19 protein-coding genes are annotated in these 19441 nt (G+C 70.8%); 13 read left to right on the top strand and 6 right to left on the bottom strand.

Going from position 1 to position 19441, the window contains the following annotated elements; genetic code table 11:
- Positions 1–152 precede the first annotated feature (152 nt).
- The gene (locus OHB04_RS10300; protein WP_326807328.1) at positions 153–1484 is read left to right on the top strand and encodes an exo-alpha-sialidase; all 1332 of its coding nucleotides are present in this window, start codon (positions 153–155) and stop codon (positions 1482–1484) included.
- A gap of 78 nt (positions 1485–1562) precedes the next feature.
- Here the strand turns inward: OHB04_RS10300 and glgX are convergent, their stop codons facing one another.
- The gene (glgX, locus tag OHB04_RS10295) at positions 1563–3719 is read right to left on the bottom strand and encodes a glycogen debranching protein GlgX (protein ID WP_326807327.1); all 2157 of its coding nucleotides are present in this window, start codon (positions 3717–3719) and stop codon (positions 1563–1565) included.
- Between the two features lie 301 nt (positions 3720–4020).
- On the opposite strand from glgX, the gene OHB04_RS10290 reads away from it, so the two are divergent.
- Entirely contained in the window at positions 4021–5223 is a 1203-nt protein-coding gene (locus tag OHB04_RS10290; RefSeq protein WP_405807573.1) for an SAV2148 family HEPN domain-containing protein, read from the top strand.
- A 145-nt stretch (positions 5224–5368) separates the two neighbouring features.
- Positions 5369–5896 carry a DUF1697 domain-containing protein gene (locus tag OHB04_RS10285; protein WP_326687366.1) on the top strand — a complete coding sequence of 176 codons (528 nt, stop codon included), beginning with the start codon at positions 5369–5371 and terminating at the stop codon, positions 5894–5896.
- A 50-nt stretch (positions 5897–5946) separates the two neighbouring features.
- Here the strand turns inward: OHB04_RS10285 and OHB04_RS10280 are convergent, their stop codons facing one another.
- Both OHB04_RS10280 and OHB04_RS10275 read right to left on the bottom strand, forming a co-directional pair.
- Entirely contained in the window at positions 5947–6357 is a 411-nt protein-coding gene (locus tag OHB04_RS10280; RefSeq protein WP_326687365.1) for a VOC family protein, read from the bottom strand.
- A 10-nt stretch (positions 6358–6367) separates the two neighbouring features.
- Positions 6368–6811 carry a helix-turn-helix transcriptional regulator gene (locus OHB04_RS10275; protein ID WP_326687364.1) on the bottom strand — a complete coding sequence of 148 codons (444 nt, stop codon included), beginning with the start codon at positions 6809–6811 and terminating at the stop codon, positions 6368–6370.
- A 284-nt stretch (positions 6812–7095) separates the two neighbouring features.
- Here OHB04_RS10275 and OHB04_RS10270 point away from each other — a divergent pair, with 284 nt between their 5' ends.
- The 10 genes from OHB04_RS10270 to OHB04_RS10225 all read left to right on the top strand — a co-directional run bounded on the left by OHB04_RS10270 (position 7096) and on the right by OHB04_RS10225 (position 16911).
- Positions 7096–8331 (top strand): S8 family peptidase, encoded by a 1236-nt coding sequence (locus OHB04_RS10270; protein ID WP_326687363.1) that lies wholly within the window; start codon positions 7096–7098, stop codon positions 8329–8331.
- Between the two features lie 377 nt (positions 8332–8708).
- Positions 8709–9929, top strand: coding sequence for a S8 family peptidase (locus OHB04_RS10265; protein WP_326687362.1), 1221 nt, complete (start codon positions 8709–8711; stop codon positions 9927–9929).
- Between the two features lie 269 nt (positions 9930–10198).
- Positions 10199–10285, top strand: a complete 87-nt coding sequence (locus OHB04_RS10260; RefSeq protein ID WP_326692659.1) for a putative leader peptide — start codon at positions 10199–10201, stop codon at positions 10283–10285.
- A 289-nt stretch (positions 10286–10574) separates the two neighbouring features.
- A complete protein-coding gene (locus OHB04_RS10255; RefSeq protein WP_326687361.1) occupies positions 10575–11612 on the top strand; it encodes an ABC transporter substrate-binding protein in 1038 nt (345 codons plus the stop codon).
- 4 nt (positions 11613–11616) lie between these two features.
- Positions 11617–12546, top strand: coding sequence for an ABC transporter ATP-binding protein (locus OHB04_RS10250; protein WP_326687360.1), 930 nt, complete (start codon positions 11617–11619; stop codon positions 12544–12546).
- Positions 12543–13421 (top strand): ABC transporter permease, encoded by an 879-nt coding sequence (locus OHB04_RS10245; protein ID WP_326687359.1) that lies wholly within the window; start codon positions 12543–12545, stop codon positions 13419–13421. The genes OHB04_RS10250 and OHB04_RS10245 overlap by 4 nt, the downstream gene beginning before the upstream one ends.
- A gap of 35 nt (positions 13422–13456) precedes the next feature.
- Complete coding sequence (locus OHB04_RS10240) at positions 13457–14368, top strand: TauD/TfdA dioxygenase family protein (protein WP_326807326.1); 912 nt, start codon at positions 13457–13459, stop codon at positions 14366–14368.
- Positions 14365–14868, top strand: coding sequence for a winged helix-turn-helix domain-containing protein (locus tag OHB04_RS10235; protein ID WP_326687357.1), 504 nt, complete (start codon positions 14365–14367; stop codon positions 14866–14868). Before OHB04_RS10240 ends, OHB04_RS10235 begins: the two co-directional genes overlap by 4 nt.
- Positions 14869–15055: 187 nt before the next feature.
- Positions 15056–15697: an NADPH-dependent FMN reductase gene (gene ssuE / locus OHB04_RS10230; RefSeq protein WP_326807325.1), complete on the top strand. Its 642-nt coding sequence runs from the start codon at positions 15056–15058 to the stop codon at positions 15695–15697.
- 53 nt (positions 15698–15750) lie between these two features.
- Positions 15751–16911: an LLM class flavin-dependent oxidoreductase gene (locus OHB04_RS10225; RefSeq protein WP_326807324.1), complete on the top strand. Its 1161-nt coding sequence runs from the start codon at positions 15751–15753 to the stop codon at positions 16909–16911.
- Between the two features lie 224 nt (positions 16912–17135).
- Here the strand turns inward: OHB04_RS10225 and OHB04_RS10220 are convergent, their stop codons facing one another.
- From OHB04_RS10220 to OHB04_RS10210, 3 genes are read right to left on the bottom strand one after another with little or no spacing between them, the layout of a single operon-like run.
- Positions 17136–17735 carry a hypothetical protein gene (locus tag OHB04_RS10220; RefSeq protein ID WP_326807323.1) on the bottom strand — a complete coding sequence of 200 codons (600 nt, stop codon included), beginning with the start codon at positions 17733–17735 and terminating at the stop codon, positions 17136–17138.
- A 4-nt stretch (positions 17736–17739) separates the two neighbouring features.
- Positions 17740–18897 (bottom strand): hypothetical protein, encoded by a 1158-nt coding sequence (locus tag OHB04_RS10215; protein WP_326687353.1) that lies wholly within the window; start codon positions 18895–18897, stop codon positions 17740–17742.
- Complete coding sequence (locus tag OHB04_RS10210) at positions 18897–19418, bottom strand: hypothetical protein (RefSeq protein ID WP_326807322.1); 522 nt, start codon at positions 19416–19418, stop codon at positions 18897–18899. Before OHB04_RS10210 ends, OHB04_RS10215 begins: the two co-directional genes overlap by 1 nt.
- Positions 19419–19441 lie beyond the last annotated feature (23 nt).

Raw genomic sequence — 19441 nt, 5'->3', positions numbered from 1 at the left:
TGCGGCGCCCCCGTCCTCGGCGGTGGAGGGGCTCCCCGTCGCCCCGGACCGGAACCCGCCGGCTCAGGCCTCCGGCCGCTGTTGCAGGCTATGACCAGGTTCGCGGCGCCCTACGGCGTTGTGGACAAGCCCCCCACAGATCAGGAAGAACCATGCTCGGGAGACTCCCCTTCCCCCCAGGCCTTCGCAGACCCGTGGTCATCCTGCCGCTGTTGCTGGCCCTGCTCGCTGCCGGGGTCCTGTTCATCACACTCGGAACGAACGGCCCGTCCGACGGCAAGAAGGATCAGGGCGCATCCCAACGGCACAAGGACAACGACGAGGGAGCTTCCCAGCGGCCCGAGGACAAGGACAAACGTTCCAAGGACAAGGACAAAGGCAAGGACAAGCCCGCTCCGAAGCTGCCCGGACCCGGGCGGGCCCTGCTCCAGAAGGGCAGCGCCATGTACCCCCGAGCGATCCGTCTTGAGCACAACGGCCGGGACAACGGGCGGGTGCTGGTCTCCACCGTGACCCACCCGGGCGGCGACGCGCTCGGGGACTTCCAGGAGAGCACCGACGACGGCGCCCGCTTCCACCGGGCGGGCACCCTCGCCGACCCGAAGGCGGCGAAGGGCCGGGGCCTGTGCTGCGCCACGCTGTACGAACTGCCGCAGCGGATCGGGGACATGCCGGCCGGCACGCTGCTGTGGGCAGCCTCGTTCGGGCAGGATGAGAAGGACCGCCGTATGTCGGTCCGGGTCTTCAAGAGCACCGACCTGGCCCGCAGCTGGTCCTATGTGTCCACCGTGGCCACCGCCTCCGGCACCGGTGGGCTGTGGGAGCCGGAGTTCTCCGTGGACGCCGAGGGGAACCTGGTCTGCCACTACTCCGACGAGACCGACCCGGCGCACAGCCAGAAACTCGTCGCTGCCCGGTCCGAGGACGGCGTCTCGTGGAGTCGGCCGCGCGACACCGTGGCCAGCACTCCGCACGCGGACCGGCCCGGAATGTCGGTGGTGCGCCGGCTGCCGGGCGGGAGCTATCTGATGACGTACGAGATCTGTGCTCCGGCGGGGCAGTTCGACTGTGTGACGCACTACCGCACGTCCTCCGACGGATGGAACTGGGGCGACCCCACCCATCTGGGGTTCCGCCCCGAGACGGCGGACGGCGAATACTTCAAACACGCGCCCACGCTGGCCTGGGCCCCCGAGAAGGGGAACCCCCAGGGCAAGCTGTTCCTGGTGGGCCAGGCGATGTACCGGGCGGACGGCAGCCGAGCTCCGGACAGCGGCCGGGTGATCTGGACCAACAGCAAGGGCGGCCGGGGGCCGTGGCGAAAGATCCCCGCGCCGGTCTCCGTGAAGACCACCAAGCTCGGCCCCTGCCCCAACTACAGCTCCAGCCTGCTGCCGTCGTCCGACGGCAGCCAGGTCCTGGAAGTGGCCACGGACACGGTCGGAGGCCAGTGCATGCCCTACGTCGGAGCGCGTGTGCTGTGACGGCCCACGCTCTGCCGTGACGGCTGACGGCTGACGGCTGACGGCCCACGTTCTGCCGTGACGGCCGGGCGGCGAGGTCTACTGCGGGCGCCGCAGCAGTGCCATCGCCCGGGGTGGGAGGGGGAGGTGGGCGCCGGCGGGGATCTTCGGGCGGGCTCCCGCCGGGTGGACGGTTTCCTCGGCGGTGTTCACGATCAGTTCCCACTCGCGGCCGTGGTCGACCGGGATCACGAAGTCGAGAGGCTCGGCCTCGGCGTTGAACAGCAGCAGGAACGAGTCGTCGGTGATGCGCTCGCCCTGCTCGCCGGGCTCGGAGATCGCGTTGCCGTTGAGGAAGACCGTCAGGGAGCCGGCCTGGGCCTCCTGCCAGTCGCCCGGGTTCATCTCCTCGCCCTGGGGCGTGAACCACGCGATGTCCGACAGCTCGTCGTGCATGTCTTCGGTGGGGCCGCCGTGGAAGAAGCGGCGGCGGCGGAAGACGGGGTGGTCGCGGCGCAGCCGCACCATCGCGCGGACGAAGTCGCACAGCGCCTGGTCGGGCCCGCCCGTATCCGCGTCCGCCGGTGCGCCGTGCTCCGAGGCTTCGTCGCCGGGCCAGCGCACCCAGGTGAGCGGGCCGTCCTGGCAGTACGCGTTGTTGTTGCCGCGCTGGGTGCGGCCGAACTCGTCGCCGTGGCTGAGCATGGGCACGCCCTGGGACAGCATCAAGGTGGCGATGAGGTTGCGCTGCTGGCGGTGGCGCAGGGCCAGCACCTCGGGGTCGTCGCTCTCGCCTTCGGCCCCGCAGTTCCAGGAGCGGTTGTAGCTCTCGCCGTCCCTGTTGCCCTCGCCGTTGGCCTCGTTGTGCTTCTCGTCGTACGAGACGAGGTCGCGCAGGGTGAAGCCGTCGTGGCAGGTCACGAAGTTGATGGAGGCCAGGGGGCGCCGTCCGTCGTCCTGGTACAGGTCGGCGGAGCCGGTCAGCCGCGAGCCGAACTCGGCGAGCGTACGCGGCTCGCCCCGCCACAGGTCGCGCACGGTGTCGCGGTAGCGTCCGTTCCACTCCGTCCACAGGGGCGGGAAGTTGCCCACCTGGTAGCCGCCCTCGCCCACGTCCCACGGCTCGGCGATCAGCTTGACCTGGCTGACGACCGGGTCCTGCTGGACGAGGTCGAAGAAGGAGGAGAGCCGGTCCACCTCGTGGAACTGCCGGGCGAGGGTGGCCGCCAGGTCGAAGCGGAAGCCGTCCACATGCATCTCGGCCACCCAGTAGCGCAGCGAGTCCATGATGAGCTGGAGCACGTGGGGGCTGCGCATGAGCAGTGAATTCCCCGTGCCGGTCGTGTCCGTGTAGTAGCGGGGATCGTCCGCGAGGCGGTAATACGAGGCATTGTCGAGCCCCCGGAAGGAGAGCGTGGGACCGAGGTGGTTGCCTTCCGCCGTGTGGTTGTAGACGACGTCGAGGATGACCTCGATCCCCGCCTGGTGCAGGGCGCGCACCGCGTGCTTGAACTCCTGCACCTGCTGCCCGCGCTCGCCCCAGGAGGCGTAGGCGTTGTGCGGGGCGAAGAAGCCGATCGTGTTGTAGCCCCAGTAGTTGACCAGGCCCTGGTCGGCGAGCCGGTGGTCGGTGACGGACTGGTGCACGGGCATCAGCTCCAGCGCCGTGACCCCCAGCTCCGTCAGGTGGGCGATGACCGCCGGGTGGGCGAGCGCCGCGTATGTGCCGCGCAGCTCCTCGGGCAGCTCGGGGTGACGCATGGTGAGACCCTTCACATGGGCCTCGTAGAGCACCGTGTGGTGGTAGTCCGTGCGGGGGCTGCGGTCATCGCCCCAGTCGAAGTACGGGTTGATCACCACGGAGGTCATGGTGTGCGGCGCGGAATCCAGGTCGTTGCGCTGCTCGGGGGCGCCGAAGTGGTAGCCGTAGACGGCCTCGTTCCAGTCGACGGCTCCGCTGACGGCCTTGGCGTAGGGGTCCAGCAGCAGCTTGGCGCTGTTGCAGCGCTGGCCGCTCTCGGGGGTGTACGGGCCGTGGACGCGGAAGCCGTAGCGCTGGCCGGGCAGCACCCCGGGCAGATAGGCGTGCCGTACGAATCCGTCGGACTCGCGCAGCTCCACGGCCGTCTCGGAGCCGTCCTCGTGCAGCAGGCACAGCTCGACCCGCTCGGCGGCCTCGGAGAAGACCGCGAAGTTGGTGCCGGCGCCGTCGTAGTTCGCTCCCAGCGGGTACGCGTGTCCCGGCCAGACCTGCATAGGGATGTCTCTTCCCGGTCGTCGTGGTCTTCGTGTCGGTATGCCCCTCACGGGTCCGCCGCGCGAGTGGCGGACCCGGAAGTCATCTTCCCCCGCGCGCGGGGGCGGGGGAGGGAAGTTGACAGGGGTTCCGGGTGCACCGCCCGTATGGCCGCAGTAGTCTTCCTTGATCGAACACCGGGGTGTGGAAGGCGGTGCGCAGTTGGGTGCGGGAGGGCTTGAACTCCCCCCAGGAGACGGTGGCGAGGGGCCGGGGCCGGACGGCGGCGTCGCCGGGGAGACCGGCACGGCCGGCGAGCCGGTGGACGGGCTGGGCGAGCGGGCCGGTCTCCAGCCGGGCACCGTCCCGCTGGCCCGCCCCATGGAGATCGGGGCCGACCTGGGCTGGAGCGAGGACGCCTGGGCGGAGGTACGCACCAGGGCGCAGCGCGCGGGCCGCGCCTATGTCTGGCTGAACCTGGTCGAACAGCGCACGCGCTCCGTCGTCGCCGCCGTCCTGCGGCCGATCTATGAGCCGGTGCACGGTGAGGAGTGGGTCATCGCCGCCGCCGGGCCCGCCGGCCAGGAGTGGGTGCAGCGGGCCGTCGCCGTACGGGAGGTCAGCCGCCGCAAGGGCTATCTGCTCGACCCGGCCGACGACAACATCCTCTCGTTCCTGACGCTGCCGCAGCTGCGCGAGCTGATGGTGCAGCACTGGCCGTGCTTCGAGCCGTACTTCGAGGACCGCCGCGAGGTCGAACTCGCCCTGGACGAGCTGGAGGTCGCGCGCAGCGCCGTCGCCCGCAACCGCGCGCTGTCGGAGACGGTGCTCGCGCAGGCCGAGCGGATGTGCCACCGGCTGCTGGAGTTGCTGGGCGCCTCGGCCGACGGCGCGCCCTCGGGCGAGCGGCTGCCGGCCGACGCCGTCGAGGAGCTGGTGGGGGACCGCTTCGCCGATGTGGTCGGGGTGCACGCCGACCGCGTACGGCTCCAGCGGCAGCTGCCCGCCGAGGACCTGTTCGGCGGCGCGCGCCGCCTGGACGCCATCGGGATAGGGCTGAACCTGCTGGTGCAGAACTACAGCGGCAGGCGCCTGGTGCGGCTGGCCGAGTCCGGCTGCCGGGTGCGGCTGCTCTTCTTGAACCCCGCCAGCAGCGCGGTGCGCCGGCGCGAGCGCGAACTGGGCCTGAAAAAGGGGGAGCTGGCGCGCTCCGTGGAGACGAACATCCTCCACATGCGCCGGGTCCGCTCGCGGCTGCGGGACACCGGGGCCTTCGAGATCCACGTGTTCGACGAGACGCCGCGCTTCACCGCCTACATGGTCGACGCCGACGGGGCCGACGGCCTGGCGGTCGTCCAGTCGTATCTGCGCCACGCGCGCGGCATGGAGACGCCCGTCCTCGTGCTGCGCGGGGCCCGCCGGGAGCTGGTGCACAAGGCGCGGGACGAGGCCGACAGCGGGCTCTTCCCCGTCTACCGCGAGGAATTCGAGTCCTTCTGGGCGGACTCCCGCCCGGTGTCCTAGGCCCTGTCGTCACATTCCCATCGTCGCCCCGAGGGCGGGGCAGGCGGGAATGTGACGACAGGACCTAGCCCAGCCGGGTCCCCGAAGCGGCCGGCTGATGGCCGGCTGGTGGTCGGCGTGGGGGAGGACCCGTACCTTGTCGGACATGACGAGCTACGCGGCGCTGCTGCGCGGGATCAATGTGGGGGGACACAAGAAGGTCCCCATGGCCGAGCTGCGTGCGGTCATGACCGGGCTGGGCTGGAGCGATGTGCGCACCTACCTCCAGAGCGGCAACGCCGTCTTCAGCACGGACGACGCCGACCCGGGCCCCACGCTGGAGAGCGCCGTCGCCGAGCACTTCGGCTTCACGGTGCCCTGTCTGGTGCGCACCTCGGACGAGCTGCGCGCCGTCGCCGCCGCCTGCCCCCTTCCGGTCTCGGGGCTGGATCCGGCCAAGGTGCTGGTGCTCTTCATCGAGGAGGAGCCGGCGCCCGACCACTTCGCCGGGATCGACGCGGCGGCCTACGCGCCGGATGAGTTCCGGCACGTGGGCCGGGCCGTCTACTGCTACTTCCCCGGTGGCATGGGCCGCAGCAAGCTGGCCGACGCGCTGGCCGCCGTGCGGCCGAGGCTCACCATGACGGGCCGCAACTGGCGTACGGTCGAGCGCCTGATCGAGCTGACGAGCTAGGCGTGTTGTCCCGGCTCGTTGGTGACGGGAGGGCTTCCGGCGCGCACGGCTCAGCGCAGCTGCTGGATGCGGATCTGATTGCCGGCCGGGTCGCGGAAGGCGCAGTCGCGCACGCCGTACGGCTGCTCGGTCGGCTCCTGGACGACCTCGGCGTCGCTGCCCTGCACCTTCTCGAAGGTGGCGTCGAGGTCTTTGGTGGCCAGGAGGATCCAGCCGTAGGTGCCCTTGGCCATCATCTCGACGATGGTGCGGCGCTCCTCGTCGGTGATCCCGGGGTCGGCGGCCGGCGGTGCCAGCAGGATGGATGTGCCAGGCTGGTCGGCGGGGCCGACGGTGATCCAGCGCATCGTGCCGCTTCCGACGTCGCTGCGCACCTCGAAGCCGAGAGTGTCGCGGTAGAAGGCCAGGGCGGCGTCCGGGTCGTCCTGCGGGAGGACGCTTGCGTGAATGGTGATGTCCATGGCGCTCAAGCTAGTGCGGCTGCGTGGCGGAGGCTTCTCGATTCCTGACCGGTCTGGTCACCTGTTTCGCCACGCAGGGCGGCATCCCCGCCGTGACGTCCGCCCCCTGGCGCCGGTAGACGCTGGGCGGCACGCCGACCAACTCGCTGAAGCGAGTACTGAAGGTGCCCAGCGACGAGCAGCCGACCGCGAAACAGACCTCGGTGACGCTCAGGTCGCCACGGCGCAGCAGCGCCATCGCGCGCTCGATCCGCCGTGTCATCAGATAGCCGTACGGCGATTCGCCGTAGGCGAGCCGGAACTGGCGGCTGAGGTGTCCGGCCGACATGTTCACGCCACGGGCGAGGGCCTCGACGTCCAGCGGCTGCGCGTACTCCCGGTCCATCCGGTCACGGACGCGGCGCAGCCGCGCGAGGTCGCGCAGATGCTGCGCCGGAGCCGGTCTGCTGGTCACCTGAGCGATCGTGCCACGGCGCGCCGGAGTTGCCCAGCGCACGTGCGGCGGCGGGTTCAGCGCCGTCCGCCGCGCAGGACGGCATTCCGCAAGTGGGGTTTCTGTGATGAAAGTTGTCTTCGAGGTGGGTGTTTTCTCCCGTTTGATGGGAGACCCGTGTCACCTTTTGATGTTGTGAGCGTCACAGTCGCTCACCCGGCTTGAGCCGTGCACGGCAATCCGACAGGGTTTCGAATCGATCCCGCAGGGATCTTTCATTCGTACACTTCGGAGGCCCCTTCGGCATGGCAAACCATGTGTCCCGTAACAAGAAGCGCCGGATATCCCTCGCGGTCGGTGCGGCTGTCGCCGTCGCCGGAGGGGCGACCTTGCTGACGCTCCCCGCCGGTGCGTCCCCTGCCGAAGGCACCGTCATCGGGGCCGACGCGAAGGGTGCCGTCAAGGGCAACTACATCGTGATGCTCAAGGGCGGCGGCACCAAGGGCGCCGGCATCCAGGCCACCACCCAGGCCAAGAGCCTCACCAAGGAGTACGGCGGCAACGTCGACCACACCTACCAGTCCGTCTTCAAGGGCTACTCCGCCAAGGGGCTCTCCGCCCAGGACGCCCGCCGTCTCGCCGCCGACGACAAGGTCGACAAGGTCGTCCAGGTCAAGGAGTTCAGCGGCCAGGCCACCCAGACCAACCCGCCCTCCTGGGGCCAGGACCGCGTCGACCAGACGTCCAAGACGCTGAACAAGAAGTACACCTACCCCGACAGCGCCGGTAAGGGCGTCACCGTCTACGTCATCGACAGTGGCGTGCGCATCAGCCACAAGGACTTCGGGGGCCGCGCCTCCTACGGCTACGACGTGCGCGACGACGACGCCACTGCGCAGGACGGCGCCAACCACGGCACGCACGTCTCCGGCACCATCGCCGGCACCAAGTACGGCATCGCCAAGAAGGCCAAGGTCGTCGCGGTGCGCGTGCTCGGCAACGACAACAAGGGCACCAACGCGGATGTCGTCGCCGGTGTCGAGTGGATGACCAAGCACGCCAAGGGCAAGGGCCCGGCCGTCGCCAACATGAGCATCGGCGGCTTCCAGGACTACGCGGTGGACACTGCCGTCAAGAACGCCGTCAAGTCGGGCATCACCTGCGTCGCCTCGGCGGGCAACCGCAGCAACGACGCCGCCACCGGCTCCCCCGCGCGGGTCCCCGAGGCGATCACCGTCGCGGCGAGCGACCAGAAGGACAAGCAGACCAGCTTCTCCAGCTACGGCAAGATCGTCGACCTCTACGCGCCGGGCATCGACGTCGTCTCCGCCAGCAACAAGAGCGACACCGCCTACATGGCGGGCTACGGCACCTCGATGGCCGCGCCGCACGTCTCGGGCGCCGCCGCGGTCTACCTGGCCGAGCACAAGACGGCCACCCCCGCGCAGGTCGCCGCCGCGCTGACCAAGGGCGCGACCTCGGGTGCCATCTCCAACGCGACCCCGGGCACCCCGAACAAGCTGGTGCGCGTCGTGAAGTGAGCCGGCGCGCACCGCGCACCGATCTGAACGCGCGTTGACCGCGCCGCTCCCGCACGGGGGCGGCGCGGTTCTCTCTCGCCGAACGCCGCCGTCTAGAACGCCGCCGTCTAGAACGCCGCCGCCTCGAACGCCGCCGCCTCGAACGCCGGCCACCCCGGGCGCCGGCCACCTCAACCCCCGCCACCCCGGGCGCCTCTCAGGGCGCGAAGCATGGGGATCCGTCGCCTTTGGGTGGTCTTGATGCAGGCGACGCGCGTTGCGTACATCACAACCTGCGGGAGAACTTGAGCTGCGCGCGCCAATCCGCCAGGGTTTCGAACGAATCCTTGAACGGATCATCGATTCCCCCACACATCTCCACGAGAGGCTCCCTCGGCATGGCAACTCACGTGTCCCGTAACAAGAAGCGCCGGATATCCCTGGCCATCGGAGCGGCGGTGGCCGTCGCGGGCGGCGCGACGCTTCTGACTCTCCCCGCGGGCGCGGCGCCCGCCGAGGGCACGGTCGTCGGGGCGGGTGCGAAGGACGCGGTCAAGGGCAGCTACATCGTGATGCTCAAGGGCGGCCAGGGCACCGGCGTCCAGGCCGAGAGCGACAGCAAGGGCCTGGCCAAGGAGTACGGCGGCGCGGTCAAGCGCACCTACACCTCGGCCGTCCACGGTTTCCACGCCGCCGGGCTCACCGCGCAGGAGGCCCGCCGTCTGGCCGCGGACGACAAGGTCGCGAAGGTCTACCAGAACCAGCGCATCCACACCACCGGCACCCAGACCAGCCCGCCCTGGGGCCTGGACCGCATCGACCAGAAGTCCCGGACGCTGAACAAGAAGTACACCTACCCGGCCGGCGCCGGTAAGGGCGTGACCGCGTACGTCATCGACACCGGCGTGCGCATCAGCCACAAGGACTTCGGGGGCCGCGCCTCCTACGGCTACGACGCCGTGGACAAGGACAAGACGGCGCAGGACGGCAACGGGCACGGTACCCACGTGGCGGGCACCGTCGCGGGAACGAAGTACGGCGTCGCCAAGAAGGCCAAGGTCGTCGGCGTGCGCGTGCTCGACAACAACGGATCGGGCACCACCGCGCTGGCCGTCGACGGCGTCGACTGGGTAACCAAGAACCACAAGGGCCCCTCGGTCGCCAACATGAGCCTGGGCGGCAACAAGGACGCCGCGCTGGACGCCGCCGTCAAGCGCTCGGTGTCCTCCGGGGTCACCTACGCCGTCTCCGCGGGCAACGAGAGCGCCGACTCCAACACCGCCTCCCCGGCCCGCGTCCCCCAGGCGCTGACGGTCGCGGCCAGCGACAAGACGGACAAGCAGGCGTCGTTCTCCAACTACGGCAAGCTCGTGGACCTGTACGCGCCCGGCGTCAACATCGTCTCGGCCAGCAACAAGAGCGACACCGGCACGGCGACCATGTCGGGCACCTCCATGGCCTCCCCGCACGTCGCCGGCGCCGCCGCCGTCTACCTCAGCGGGCACAAGACGGCCACTCCGGCGCAGGTCGCCACGGGTCTCACCAAGGGCGCCAGCGCCGGCGTGATCAGCAACCCGACCAATGGCACCGTCAACAAGCTCCTCCGCGTCGTGAAGTAACACGCGTTGCCGTAACACATCGCGAGATCACGAGTGCGTACCTCCCGATTTCCGGGTAGGCGCAACACCAGGCCCGCCGTGCCCTCCCCCCACGGGGCGCGGCGGGCCTTCGCATGCCCGGGGCGGCCCCGGGCCCCTGGGCGCGCCCGGACCTGCGTGGCCCTCGCCACCGGCAATTCCCGCGCCGAAATTCCCGTGCGGGGTCCGTCATGCGAGATTCCGCGTGCGGGCGTTGACGACTCGCCGCAATTGCTGGCAGGCTCTCGAACGTGAGCCAGTACAGGAATCTCGTAGCGCGCCTGCACGTCGATCTGCGACGTCACGCCAGCGCCATCTGTGCCCCCGTCTGCGCCTGACGCGCGCCTCAGCTCACGTCATACGCCGCAGCGGCACCTCTGGTTCCTTCCCGTGCGAAAGGATCACCGGCCGCGCGGAAATCCTCCCGGAACGCGTCCGGAACGCCCACGCAATTCAGGTGAAACGCCGCAGTCGCCACGCCTTGATGACGGCTGCCTGAATTCCGCGCATTCCGCGTACGCCCCGCGTTTCTTTCGCGATCCCGTATCCCGTATCCCGGTCCCATATCCGGATGCTGTGATTCCGATCGCGTGACCCCGCGTTCCGGCTACGCAACGGAAGACACCCATGCGTCGTTTCCACAGACGGGAATTCCTCTCCCTGGCAGGGCTGGCCGTCGCCGCCGCCGGCTGCGGCCGGGCCTCCGGCAGGGAAGGGGTCCCGGCGAGCACCATCCGCTACCAGGGCTGGGCCGGGGTCGTCACCCCGGCCGAGCTCGCCGATGACCTCGGCTATCTGGACGGCCTCACCCTCAAGTGGGTCGGCAACACCACCAGCGGGCCGCAGGACATCCAGTCGGCCGCCTCCGGGGACACCGACTTCGGCGGCGCCTTCAACGGCGCGGTCGTCAGGATGGCCGCTGCCAAGGCCCCGGTGAAGGCCGTCATCAGCTACTACGGCGTCGACAAGGAGCGCTACAGCGGCTTCTACGTCCGCAAGGACAGCTCTGTGCGCACGCCCCGCGACCTGATCGGCAAGAAGGTCGCGATGAACACGCTCGGCGGCCATTCCGAGGCCATGCTCGACACCTACCTCAAGCGCAAGGGCCTCAGTACCGAGGAGCTCGGGCAGGTCGAGCGGATCGCGCTGCCGCCGGTCAACACCGAACAGGCCCTGCGCCAGGGGCGGATAGAGGTGGCCGTCCTCGGCGACATCCTCCGCGACAAGGCCCTCGAACACGGCGGCATCCGGGCCCTGTTCAACGACCATCAGCTCCTGGGCACCTTCAGCGCCGGCACCTATGTGATGTCCGACCGCTATCTGGACCAGCACCCGCGCGCGGCCAGGGCCTTCGTCACCGGTGTGGGACGTGCCCTGGACTGGTCGCGGCGCACCCCGCGCGAGGAGGTCATCGACCGCATGGTGCGCATCGTGCGCCGCCGCGACCGCAGCGAGGACACCGAGCCGCTGCGCTACTGGCGCAGCTACGGCGTCCCCGAAGCCGGTGGGCGCATCGTGCCGCGCGAGCTGTCCATGTGGTCGCGCTGGCTGGAGCAGCGCGGCGACCTCAAGGCCGACCGCTTTCACGTCTCCGACATGTACACCAACGAGTTCAACCGTCCCCGCCACGACCGTGACCGTGCCCGACACAGCTCCGGGAGCTGAGCCGATGACCACCCCGAAGATCCGCTTCGAGAAGGTCGGCAAGACCTTCCCCGTACGCGCCGAAAGCGCCGGGCGCGGTGCCAAGGCCCGCGCCGCCGGCGCCCGCACCCGATCCGCCTGGCGCTCCCCCGGACGTTCCGCCGAGAGCCCCGCCGATCGCTTCACCGCGCTGGAAGACATCGATCTCGACATCGCCGAGGGCGAGTTCAGCGTCCTCGTCGGGCCCAGCGGCTGCGGCAAGTCCACCCTGCTCGACCTGCTGGGCGGCCTGACCCCGCCCACCTCGGGACGCATCCTGCTGAACGGCGAACCCGTCACCGGGCCGGGCCGCGACCGGGGCACCGTCTTCCAGCAGTACGCGCTGCTGCCCTGGCGCACCGCGCGCGGCAACGTCGAGTTCGGCCTGGAGGCCACCGGCGTACCCCGGGGAGAACGGGCCGAGCGCGCCCGCGAGTTCCTCTCCCTCGTCGGCCTGGAGGGCTTCGCGGAGCGGCACCCGCACGAGCTGTCCGGCGGCATGAAACAGCGCGTCGCCATCGCCCGCAGCCTCGCCTACGACCCCGACGTGCTGCTGATGGACGAGCCGTTCGGCGCGCTCGACGCACAGACCCGCGAGTCCCTCCAGGACGAGCTGCTGCGGGTGTGGGAGCGCACGGGCAAGACCGTCGTCTTCATCACCCACAGCATCGACGAGGCCGTGCTGCTCGGCCAGCGCGTCACCGTGCTCACCTCCCGGCCCGGCCGGGTCAAGGAGAGCGTCTCCGTCGGCCTGGGCGCCCGCACCGGCACCGACGACCCGCGCTCCAGCACCGAGTTCGCCGGATACCGGCACCGCGTCTGGGAGCTGCTGCACGACGAGGTCAGCCGCGCGCAGGAGCTGGAGCGGTCGCGCCTGGACGCGTCGGCCCGGGACGGAAAGGCGGTCGTCGTATGAGCACCACCCTCACCCCCAGCGCCGAGGCGGCCACCCAGGAGGCCCCGGCTCCGGAGGAGCGCACGCCCGGCCCGCCCGGCGCCGAGCCCCGGCGGCCCTCCGCCGTGCGGCGCGTGTTCGGGCCGGCCGGTACGGCGCTGACCCGTACGGTGGCGATCCTCGCGCTGCTCGCGCTGTGGGAGACCGCACCGCGCGTCGGGCTGGCCGACCGGGTGTTCCTGCCGCCGTTCTCCGAGGTCGCCGTCGCCTGGTGGGAGCTGCTCGCCGACGGACAGCTCCTCGACGACGCGCAGGCCAGCCTCGTCCGCTCGCTGAGCGGCTTCGGGCTGGCCGTCGCCCTCGCGGTGCCCCTCGGGCTGCTGATCGGCTGGTACAAGCCCGTCGCCGATCTGCTCAACCCGCTGCTGGAGGTCTTCCGCAACACGGCGGCGCTCGCGCTGCTGCCGGTGTTCGTGCTGCTGCTCGGCATCGGCGAGACCTCGAAGATCTCCATCGTGCTCTTCGCCTGCACCTGGCCCGTGCTGCTCAACACCATCAGCGCCGTACGCACCGTCGACCCCACCTTGCTCAAGCTCGCCAAGAGCATGGATCTGCCGCCCTGGCGGCTGTTCCAGAAGGTGATCCTGCCCGCCTCCGTGCCCACCGTCTTCACCGGCATCCGGCTCGCGGGGGGCACCGCCATCCTCGTGCTCATCGCCGCCGAGATGGTCGGCGCCAAGGCCGGGCTCGGCTTCCTCATCAACAACTCCCAGTTCAACTTCGCCATCCCGCAGATGTACGCCGGGATCCTCACCGTCTCGGTGCTCGGGGTGGCCTTCAACCAGTTCCTCGTCGCCCTTGAGCGCCGCTTCACCTCATGGCGCACCGCAGCCTGACCCCCACGCCTGCTCCCACGGAAGGACAACACCTCATGACCAGCACCAGCTTCGACATCCGCCGCGTCGGTGGCCGTATCGGCGCGGAGATCCTCGGTGTCGACCTGTCCCAGCAGCTCGACCCGAGCCTCGTCGAGGAGATCAACGCCGCACTCCTCGAACACAAGGCCCTCTTCTTCCGGAACCAGGACCTCCAGGACGCCGACCAGATCCGCTTCGCCTCGCTCTTCGGCGAGCTGACCACCGCGCACCCCACCGTGCCCTCCGTCGAGGGCCGGCCGAACATCCTGCCGGTCGACGGTGACGAGGGCGTACGCGCCAACCGGTGGCACACCGATGTGACCTTCGTACGCACCCCGCCCAAGGCGAGTACCCTGCGCAGCCTCGTCGTCCCGCCCTACGGCGGCAACACGCTCATCGCCAACTCGGCGGCGGCTTACGCGGACCTGCCCGAGGCGCTGCGCGAGTTCGCGGACCGGCTGCGGGCCGTGCACACCAACGCCTTCGACTATTCGGTCTACGCCGAGCCGAAGAGCGAGGCGGCTGCCGAGCGCCGCAAGGTCTTCACCTCCCGCCGGTGGCGCACCGAGCACCCCGTGGTGCGGGTGCACCCCGAAAGCGGCGAACGCGGCCTGTTCATCGGCGGGTTCGCCCAGCAGCTCGTCGGGCTCAACAGCGAGGAGTCCCGCGATCTGCTGCGGATCTTCCAGGCGTACGTCACCCGGCCCGAGAACACCGTGCGGTGGTCGTGGGCACCCGGCGACCTGGTGCTCTTCGACAACCGCATCACCCAGCACTACGCACCCGACGACTACGGCGACCTGCCCCGCCGCCTGCACCGGGTCACCGTCGCCGGTGACGTCCCGGTCGGCGTGGACGGCGAGCGCAGCCGCCTCGTCGAGGGCGACGAGGCCGAGCACTACACCCCGGCGGGAGCGGCACGATGAGCACACCCGCCCCCGCCCCCGCCCCCGCTCCCGTCGTCCCGTCGCTGCCCGGCACGCTGCGCGTCGTACGGGAGACCGCCGCCGGCTATCTGCTGCTCGTCCCCGAGGGCACCGGCCCCGACGACCTGCCGCCCGAACTGCTTCCGTCCGGAGCGCCGTCCGAGCTGCTCGCGCCTGAGCAGCTGCCGCCCGGAGCGCCGCCCCCCGATCCCGGGGGAGAGGGCATCCACATCGACCGCGAGCGGCACACCGTTCACGTCGACGGGAACGAACTCGACCTCACCTACCTGGAGTTCGAGCTGCTCGCGCACCTGGCCCAGTACCCGCACCGGGTGCACTCGCGCGAGCACCTCGTCTCCGCCGTGTGGGGCTACGCGCACCACATCGGTGACGGCCGCACCGTCGACGTCCACATCGCGCGCCTGCGCCGCAAGCTCGGGCCCGGGCACCGCGATCGGATCGTCACCGTCCGCAGGGTCGGCTACAAGTACACGCCCTGACCGCCCCGCGCGGCGCCCCGCCCCGCGCGGCGCCCCGCCCCGCGCGGCGCCCCGCCCCGCGCCCCGGCCCGCCTCCTGACAGCGGCGCCGGGGCGCGGCCCCCCACACCGCGCCGGTGCGCGGCCACGCACCGCGCCCGGGGCGCCGCCCCACACACCAGCCCACCAGTACCGCAAGGAGCCGCCCCGTGGCACACGTACTCACCCTCACCGGAAGCCCCACCCCCGTAGGCCGCACCGAGCGGCTTCTGCGCCATGCCGGCGGACGGCTGGAAAGGAACGGGGCACACCGGGTGCGCCACCTGTCCCTGCGCGAACTGCCCCCGGCCGCGCTGCTGGGCGCCGACCGGAGCGACCCCGCCATAGCCGAGGCCGTCGCCGCACTGGCGGCGGCGGACGCCGTCGTCATCGGCTCGCCCGTCTACAAGGCGGCCTACAGCGGGCTGCTGAAGGTCTTCCTCGACCTGCTGCCGCAGACCGCGCTCGCGGGCAAGCACGTGCTGCCGCTGCTCACCGGCGGGAGCCCAGCCCATGTCCTCGCGCTGGACTACGCCCTGCGGCCCGTCCTCACCGCGCTGGGCAGCGACAGCGTGCTGCGCGGCTGGTTCGTCCTGGACGAGGACATCGCGCCCGAACCCGAAGTCACCGGCACCGGCACCGGCACCGGCATCCGGCTGGCACCGGCCGCCGCCGACGGCGTGGAAAGGGCCCTCTCCCAGCTCGCCGAGGTCCTCACGGCGCACCCGGCCGAGCGGACGGAAGCCGTCGCTGACGAGCGCACGACGGAAGCCGTCGCGGCTGAGCGGACGGCCGAAGCCGTCGCGGCCTGAGAAGCAGCCTCAGCAGCGGCCTCAGCAGCGGCCTGAAAGGAAGCACGCACCTCATGAGCTCCACCCCGACCCCGACCTCCAGCCCCATCCCCACCCCCACCTTCCACTGGTTCCTGCCCACCAGCGGTGACAGCCGTCACGTCGTCGGCGGCGGTCACGGCAGCCCCCTGGGCGGGGCCGGCAGCGACCGGCCGCCGTCCGTCGCCTACCTCGCCCAGATCGCCCGCGCCGCCGAACAGCTCGGCTTCACCGGCGCGCTGACCCCCACCGGCGCGCAGTGCGAGGACGCGTGGCTGACGACCGCGATGGTCAGCCAGCACACCGAACGCCTCAAGTTCCTCGTCGCGTTCCGCCCCGGCTTCATCTCGCCCACCCTGGGCGCCCAGATGGCCGCCACCTACCAGCGGCAGACCGGAGGCCGCCTCCTGCTCAACGTCGTCACCGGCGGGGAGAGCGGCGAACAGCGCGCCTACGGAGACTTCCTCGACAAGGACGCCCGCTACGCCCGCACCGGCGAGTTCCTCCACGCCGTACGGGGGCTGTGGCGCGGCGAGACGGTCGACCTGGACGGCGAGCACCTCCAGATCGAGGGTGCCCGGCTGGCCCGTCCGCCCGAGCCGGTGCCCGACGTGTACTTCGGTGGCAGCTCACCGGCCGCGCTCGGCGTCGCGGCGCGGCACGCCGATGTCTACCTCACCTGGGGCGAGCCGCCGGCCGAGGTCGCCGAGAAGATCGAACGGGTACGCGCGCTGGCGGCGGCCGAGGGCCGCAGGCCCAGGTTCGGCATCCGGCTGCACACCATCTCCCGCGACACCTCCGAGGCGGCCTGGGCCGAGGCCGCCCGCCTCCTCGACGGCTTCACCCCCGAGGCCGTCGCCGCGGCCCAACGGGGCCTCGGCCGCAGCGAGTCCGAGGGCCAGCAGCGCATGCTCGCCCTCCACGGCGGCAGCAGCGACGGCCTGGAGATCCACCCGAACCTGTGGGCCGGCATCGGTCTCGTACGCGGCGGCGCGGGCACCGCCCTGGTCGGCAGCCACCAGGAGGTCGCCGACCTCATCGACCAGTACCGCCGCATCGGCATCGAGGAGTTCATCCTCTCCGGCTATCCCCACCTGGAGGAGGCGTACTGGTTCGGCGAGAACGTCCTCCCGCTTGTGCGCCGCCGCGCGGCGGACGGCCTGGTGACGGCAGCGCGGGTTCCGGTAGCCGGCTGACCGGCGAACCGGCCGAGCGCCTGCCCCAGGGGACACTCCCTCGCGCGCCGCCCCGGCCGGTGCGGCCGGGGCGGCGTTGTGACGAGGGGCCCGCGTGTTCAGGTGCGGCACTTCTGCCGCTTCTTGATCTCCGCCGTGGCGGGGACGACCAGGTCTCGCACCTCCGTCTCCTGTGACTCGTGGCGGGCTGCCGCCGTCCGGGGCACGGTGGGGACGGCCGGTCGTCAGTCCGCCGTGCCCTTGTGGAAGACCACGCTCGGGCAGGTGTCCGGGTCGGATTCGACGAAGAGCAGGGGCTTGGCCTCGGTGCCGCCGACTCCGAGGTACTGGGGGTCGGCCGCGACGTCGTCCTCGGGGGTGCCGGAGCTGAACTCCAGCATGACCACCGAGTAGGGGTCGCCGTCGGTGGACACCTGGTCGCGGAACTCCCAGCTTCCCCTGCCGTGGTCGAACTGCCGTGCCCTGCCGGTGCCGTCGCTGGTGTCCTCCCGGACGCGGCCCTCGTCGTCCAGGTCGTCCAGGGAGAACGGCCAGTTCCGTGCGCGGACGTCGCCGACCTGCGCGCTGCGCCCGTCGGGGAACTCCTCGGAGGTCGCGCCGAGCGTGAACCGCAACCCGTTCGGGCCCTTCCACGTCCCGGGCAGGGCATCGGCCGTGGCGTCCGGGTTGTGCCGGGGGCAGGCGCCCCCGGCGCCCCCGGCGTCATCGAGGACCACGCACGAGACGGGATACAGGAGGCAGAGCGCGGCGACCAGCGCGATCTTGCGCGGGGTCGTGCGGGTCGCGCGGCGCCACAGGGCGCGTGCGCCGGTCTTCTCGTTCACGGGGTCACTTGCCGTCCGCCGGTTCGGCCCTGACCGGGTGGATGCGCTCGGTCCAGGTCATCTTCTCGTGGATGCCGGCGCCGAGGCCCTGCTCCTTGTTGAGGTTCTCCTGCCACGTTCCGTATCCGGGGGTGAAGGACTCGATGTCCGTGTCGTTGTTGAGCGTGTAGCGCACCACGATGGAGCCGTCCGGCTCCTCGGACATCACCTTGTACCGCACGGCGTAGGACCCCAGCAGCGACTGGGCCTCGTTGGTCTTGCCGCCCCAGAGGTTGTCGATGCCGCTGAGGCCCGTCATGTCCTTGACGTAGGACTCGATCTGTTCGCCGCGCGAGAGCCCGGAGATCTTGTGCCGGGAGACGCCCTCCAGCTTGCCCTCCTTGTACTGCGCCAGCGTCTCGTTGTGGACGTTCATCATGCTGTCGCTCCTGCGGAGCTGTTCGAGGAACTTGTCGCCCTGGTGGAATTCCCGGCCGGGCTCGAACTCGCCCTTGCCCAGCAGCCAGGCCCAGCCGGTACTGCGCGGGGTGGCGTTGTTGGGCTCGGCGTGGGGGCTCTCGCCGTTCATGACGCGGGTGTAGGCGTCGAAGTCCGCCGGGCTGATGCTGCCGGTGCTGTCGAGGTTGGTGTGCTTCGGCTTCGAGTTGAACCACTGGTCGAGTCCGACGTTCGACATCAGCGCGTAGGCCAGCTTGCTGTCGATGAACACGCCACCGCGCAGGACGCCGTTCAGCTCGTTCTGGAAGCTTTCGACCATGTCGGTGGTGCCGGGGGACCGGGCGCCCTTGCCCGTGGAGCGGACCACACCGTGCGAGGTGACCTCGATCAGCCCCTGGCCGTCGTCCTCCGCGCGCTTCACGACCGCCTTGACGTCCTTGCGCAGCTCGGACAGGTCGTGCTCGCCGTCCTCCAGCACCTTCTTCACCTTGCGCGCGACATCGGTGGCCTTCTGGACCTGCCGCTGCATGTCGTCGATCATCTGCCAGGCGTACGGCGCCGCCGCGCCCTCCCAGTAGCCCTCGTCCCGCAAGGGCTTCACCAGCTCCTTGTGCACACGCCCCGGCAGCCCGTCGATGGCGTCGACCACTTCGCCCCACTTCTTCGCCAGGTCGGTGAGGACCGAGAAGTCGGTGGTCATCAGCTCGTGGTAGAAGCTGCGCATCAGCCGATGCCCTCGATCGCGGAGCGGCGCGGCGCGAAGGGGACCTTCGGCCCGTACGGGACGCCCTCGCCCTTCGGTGCGACGCTGCCCACATCCAGACCCGTGTCGAAGTCCTGGGTCTGATACGCCTTCTTGGCGTCGCGCAGACTCTGCTCGATCTTCGCGAGCCAGGCTGCCACGTTGCTCGCCTGGATCTCCCACTGCTCGTGGGACTTCTCCAGCCCGTCAGCCGTCGTCCAGCCCTCGAACTCCGCCTTGGCGGTGTTCGTCGTCCCCTCCAGCGAGGCCGCGGCCTTGTAGAAGGCGGAGTGGATCTCCGAGGCACTGGTCGCGCCGCTCTCAAGAACCTTGTGGGAGACCTTCAGCGGCGGTGGTCCGAGGGGCGGGGCCGGCTGGAGGGGGAACCTGTCGCCCTCTTCGCGCGGAGGTTCGAGCGCTGACTGTTCCCCCGGGGGAATGGGCGGTCCGATGACGAGGTCCGGGAGCTTGTCGTCGCCCTTTTCCGCTGCTGGGTCACCCATGGCCGCCCCCTCGACAAGCCGCG

It is taken from the genome of Streptomyces sp. NBC_01775 (genome assembly GCF_035917675.1).
Taxonomy (GTDB): domain Bacteria; phylum Actinomycetota; class Actinomycetes; order Streptomycetales; family Streptomycetaceae; genus Streptomyces.
Note: the sequence above shows the minus strand (reverse complement) of the source record. Positions and strands in the feature narration are given on the sequence as shown.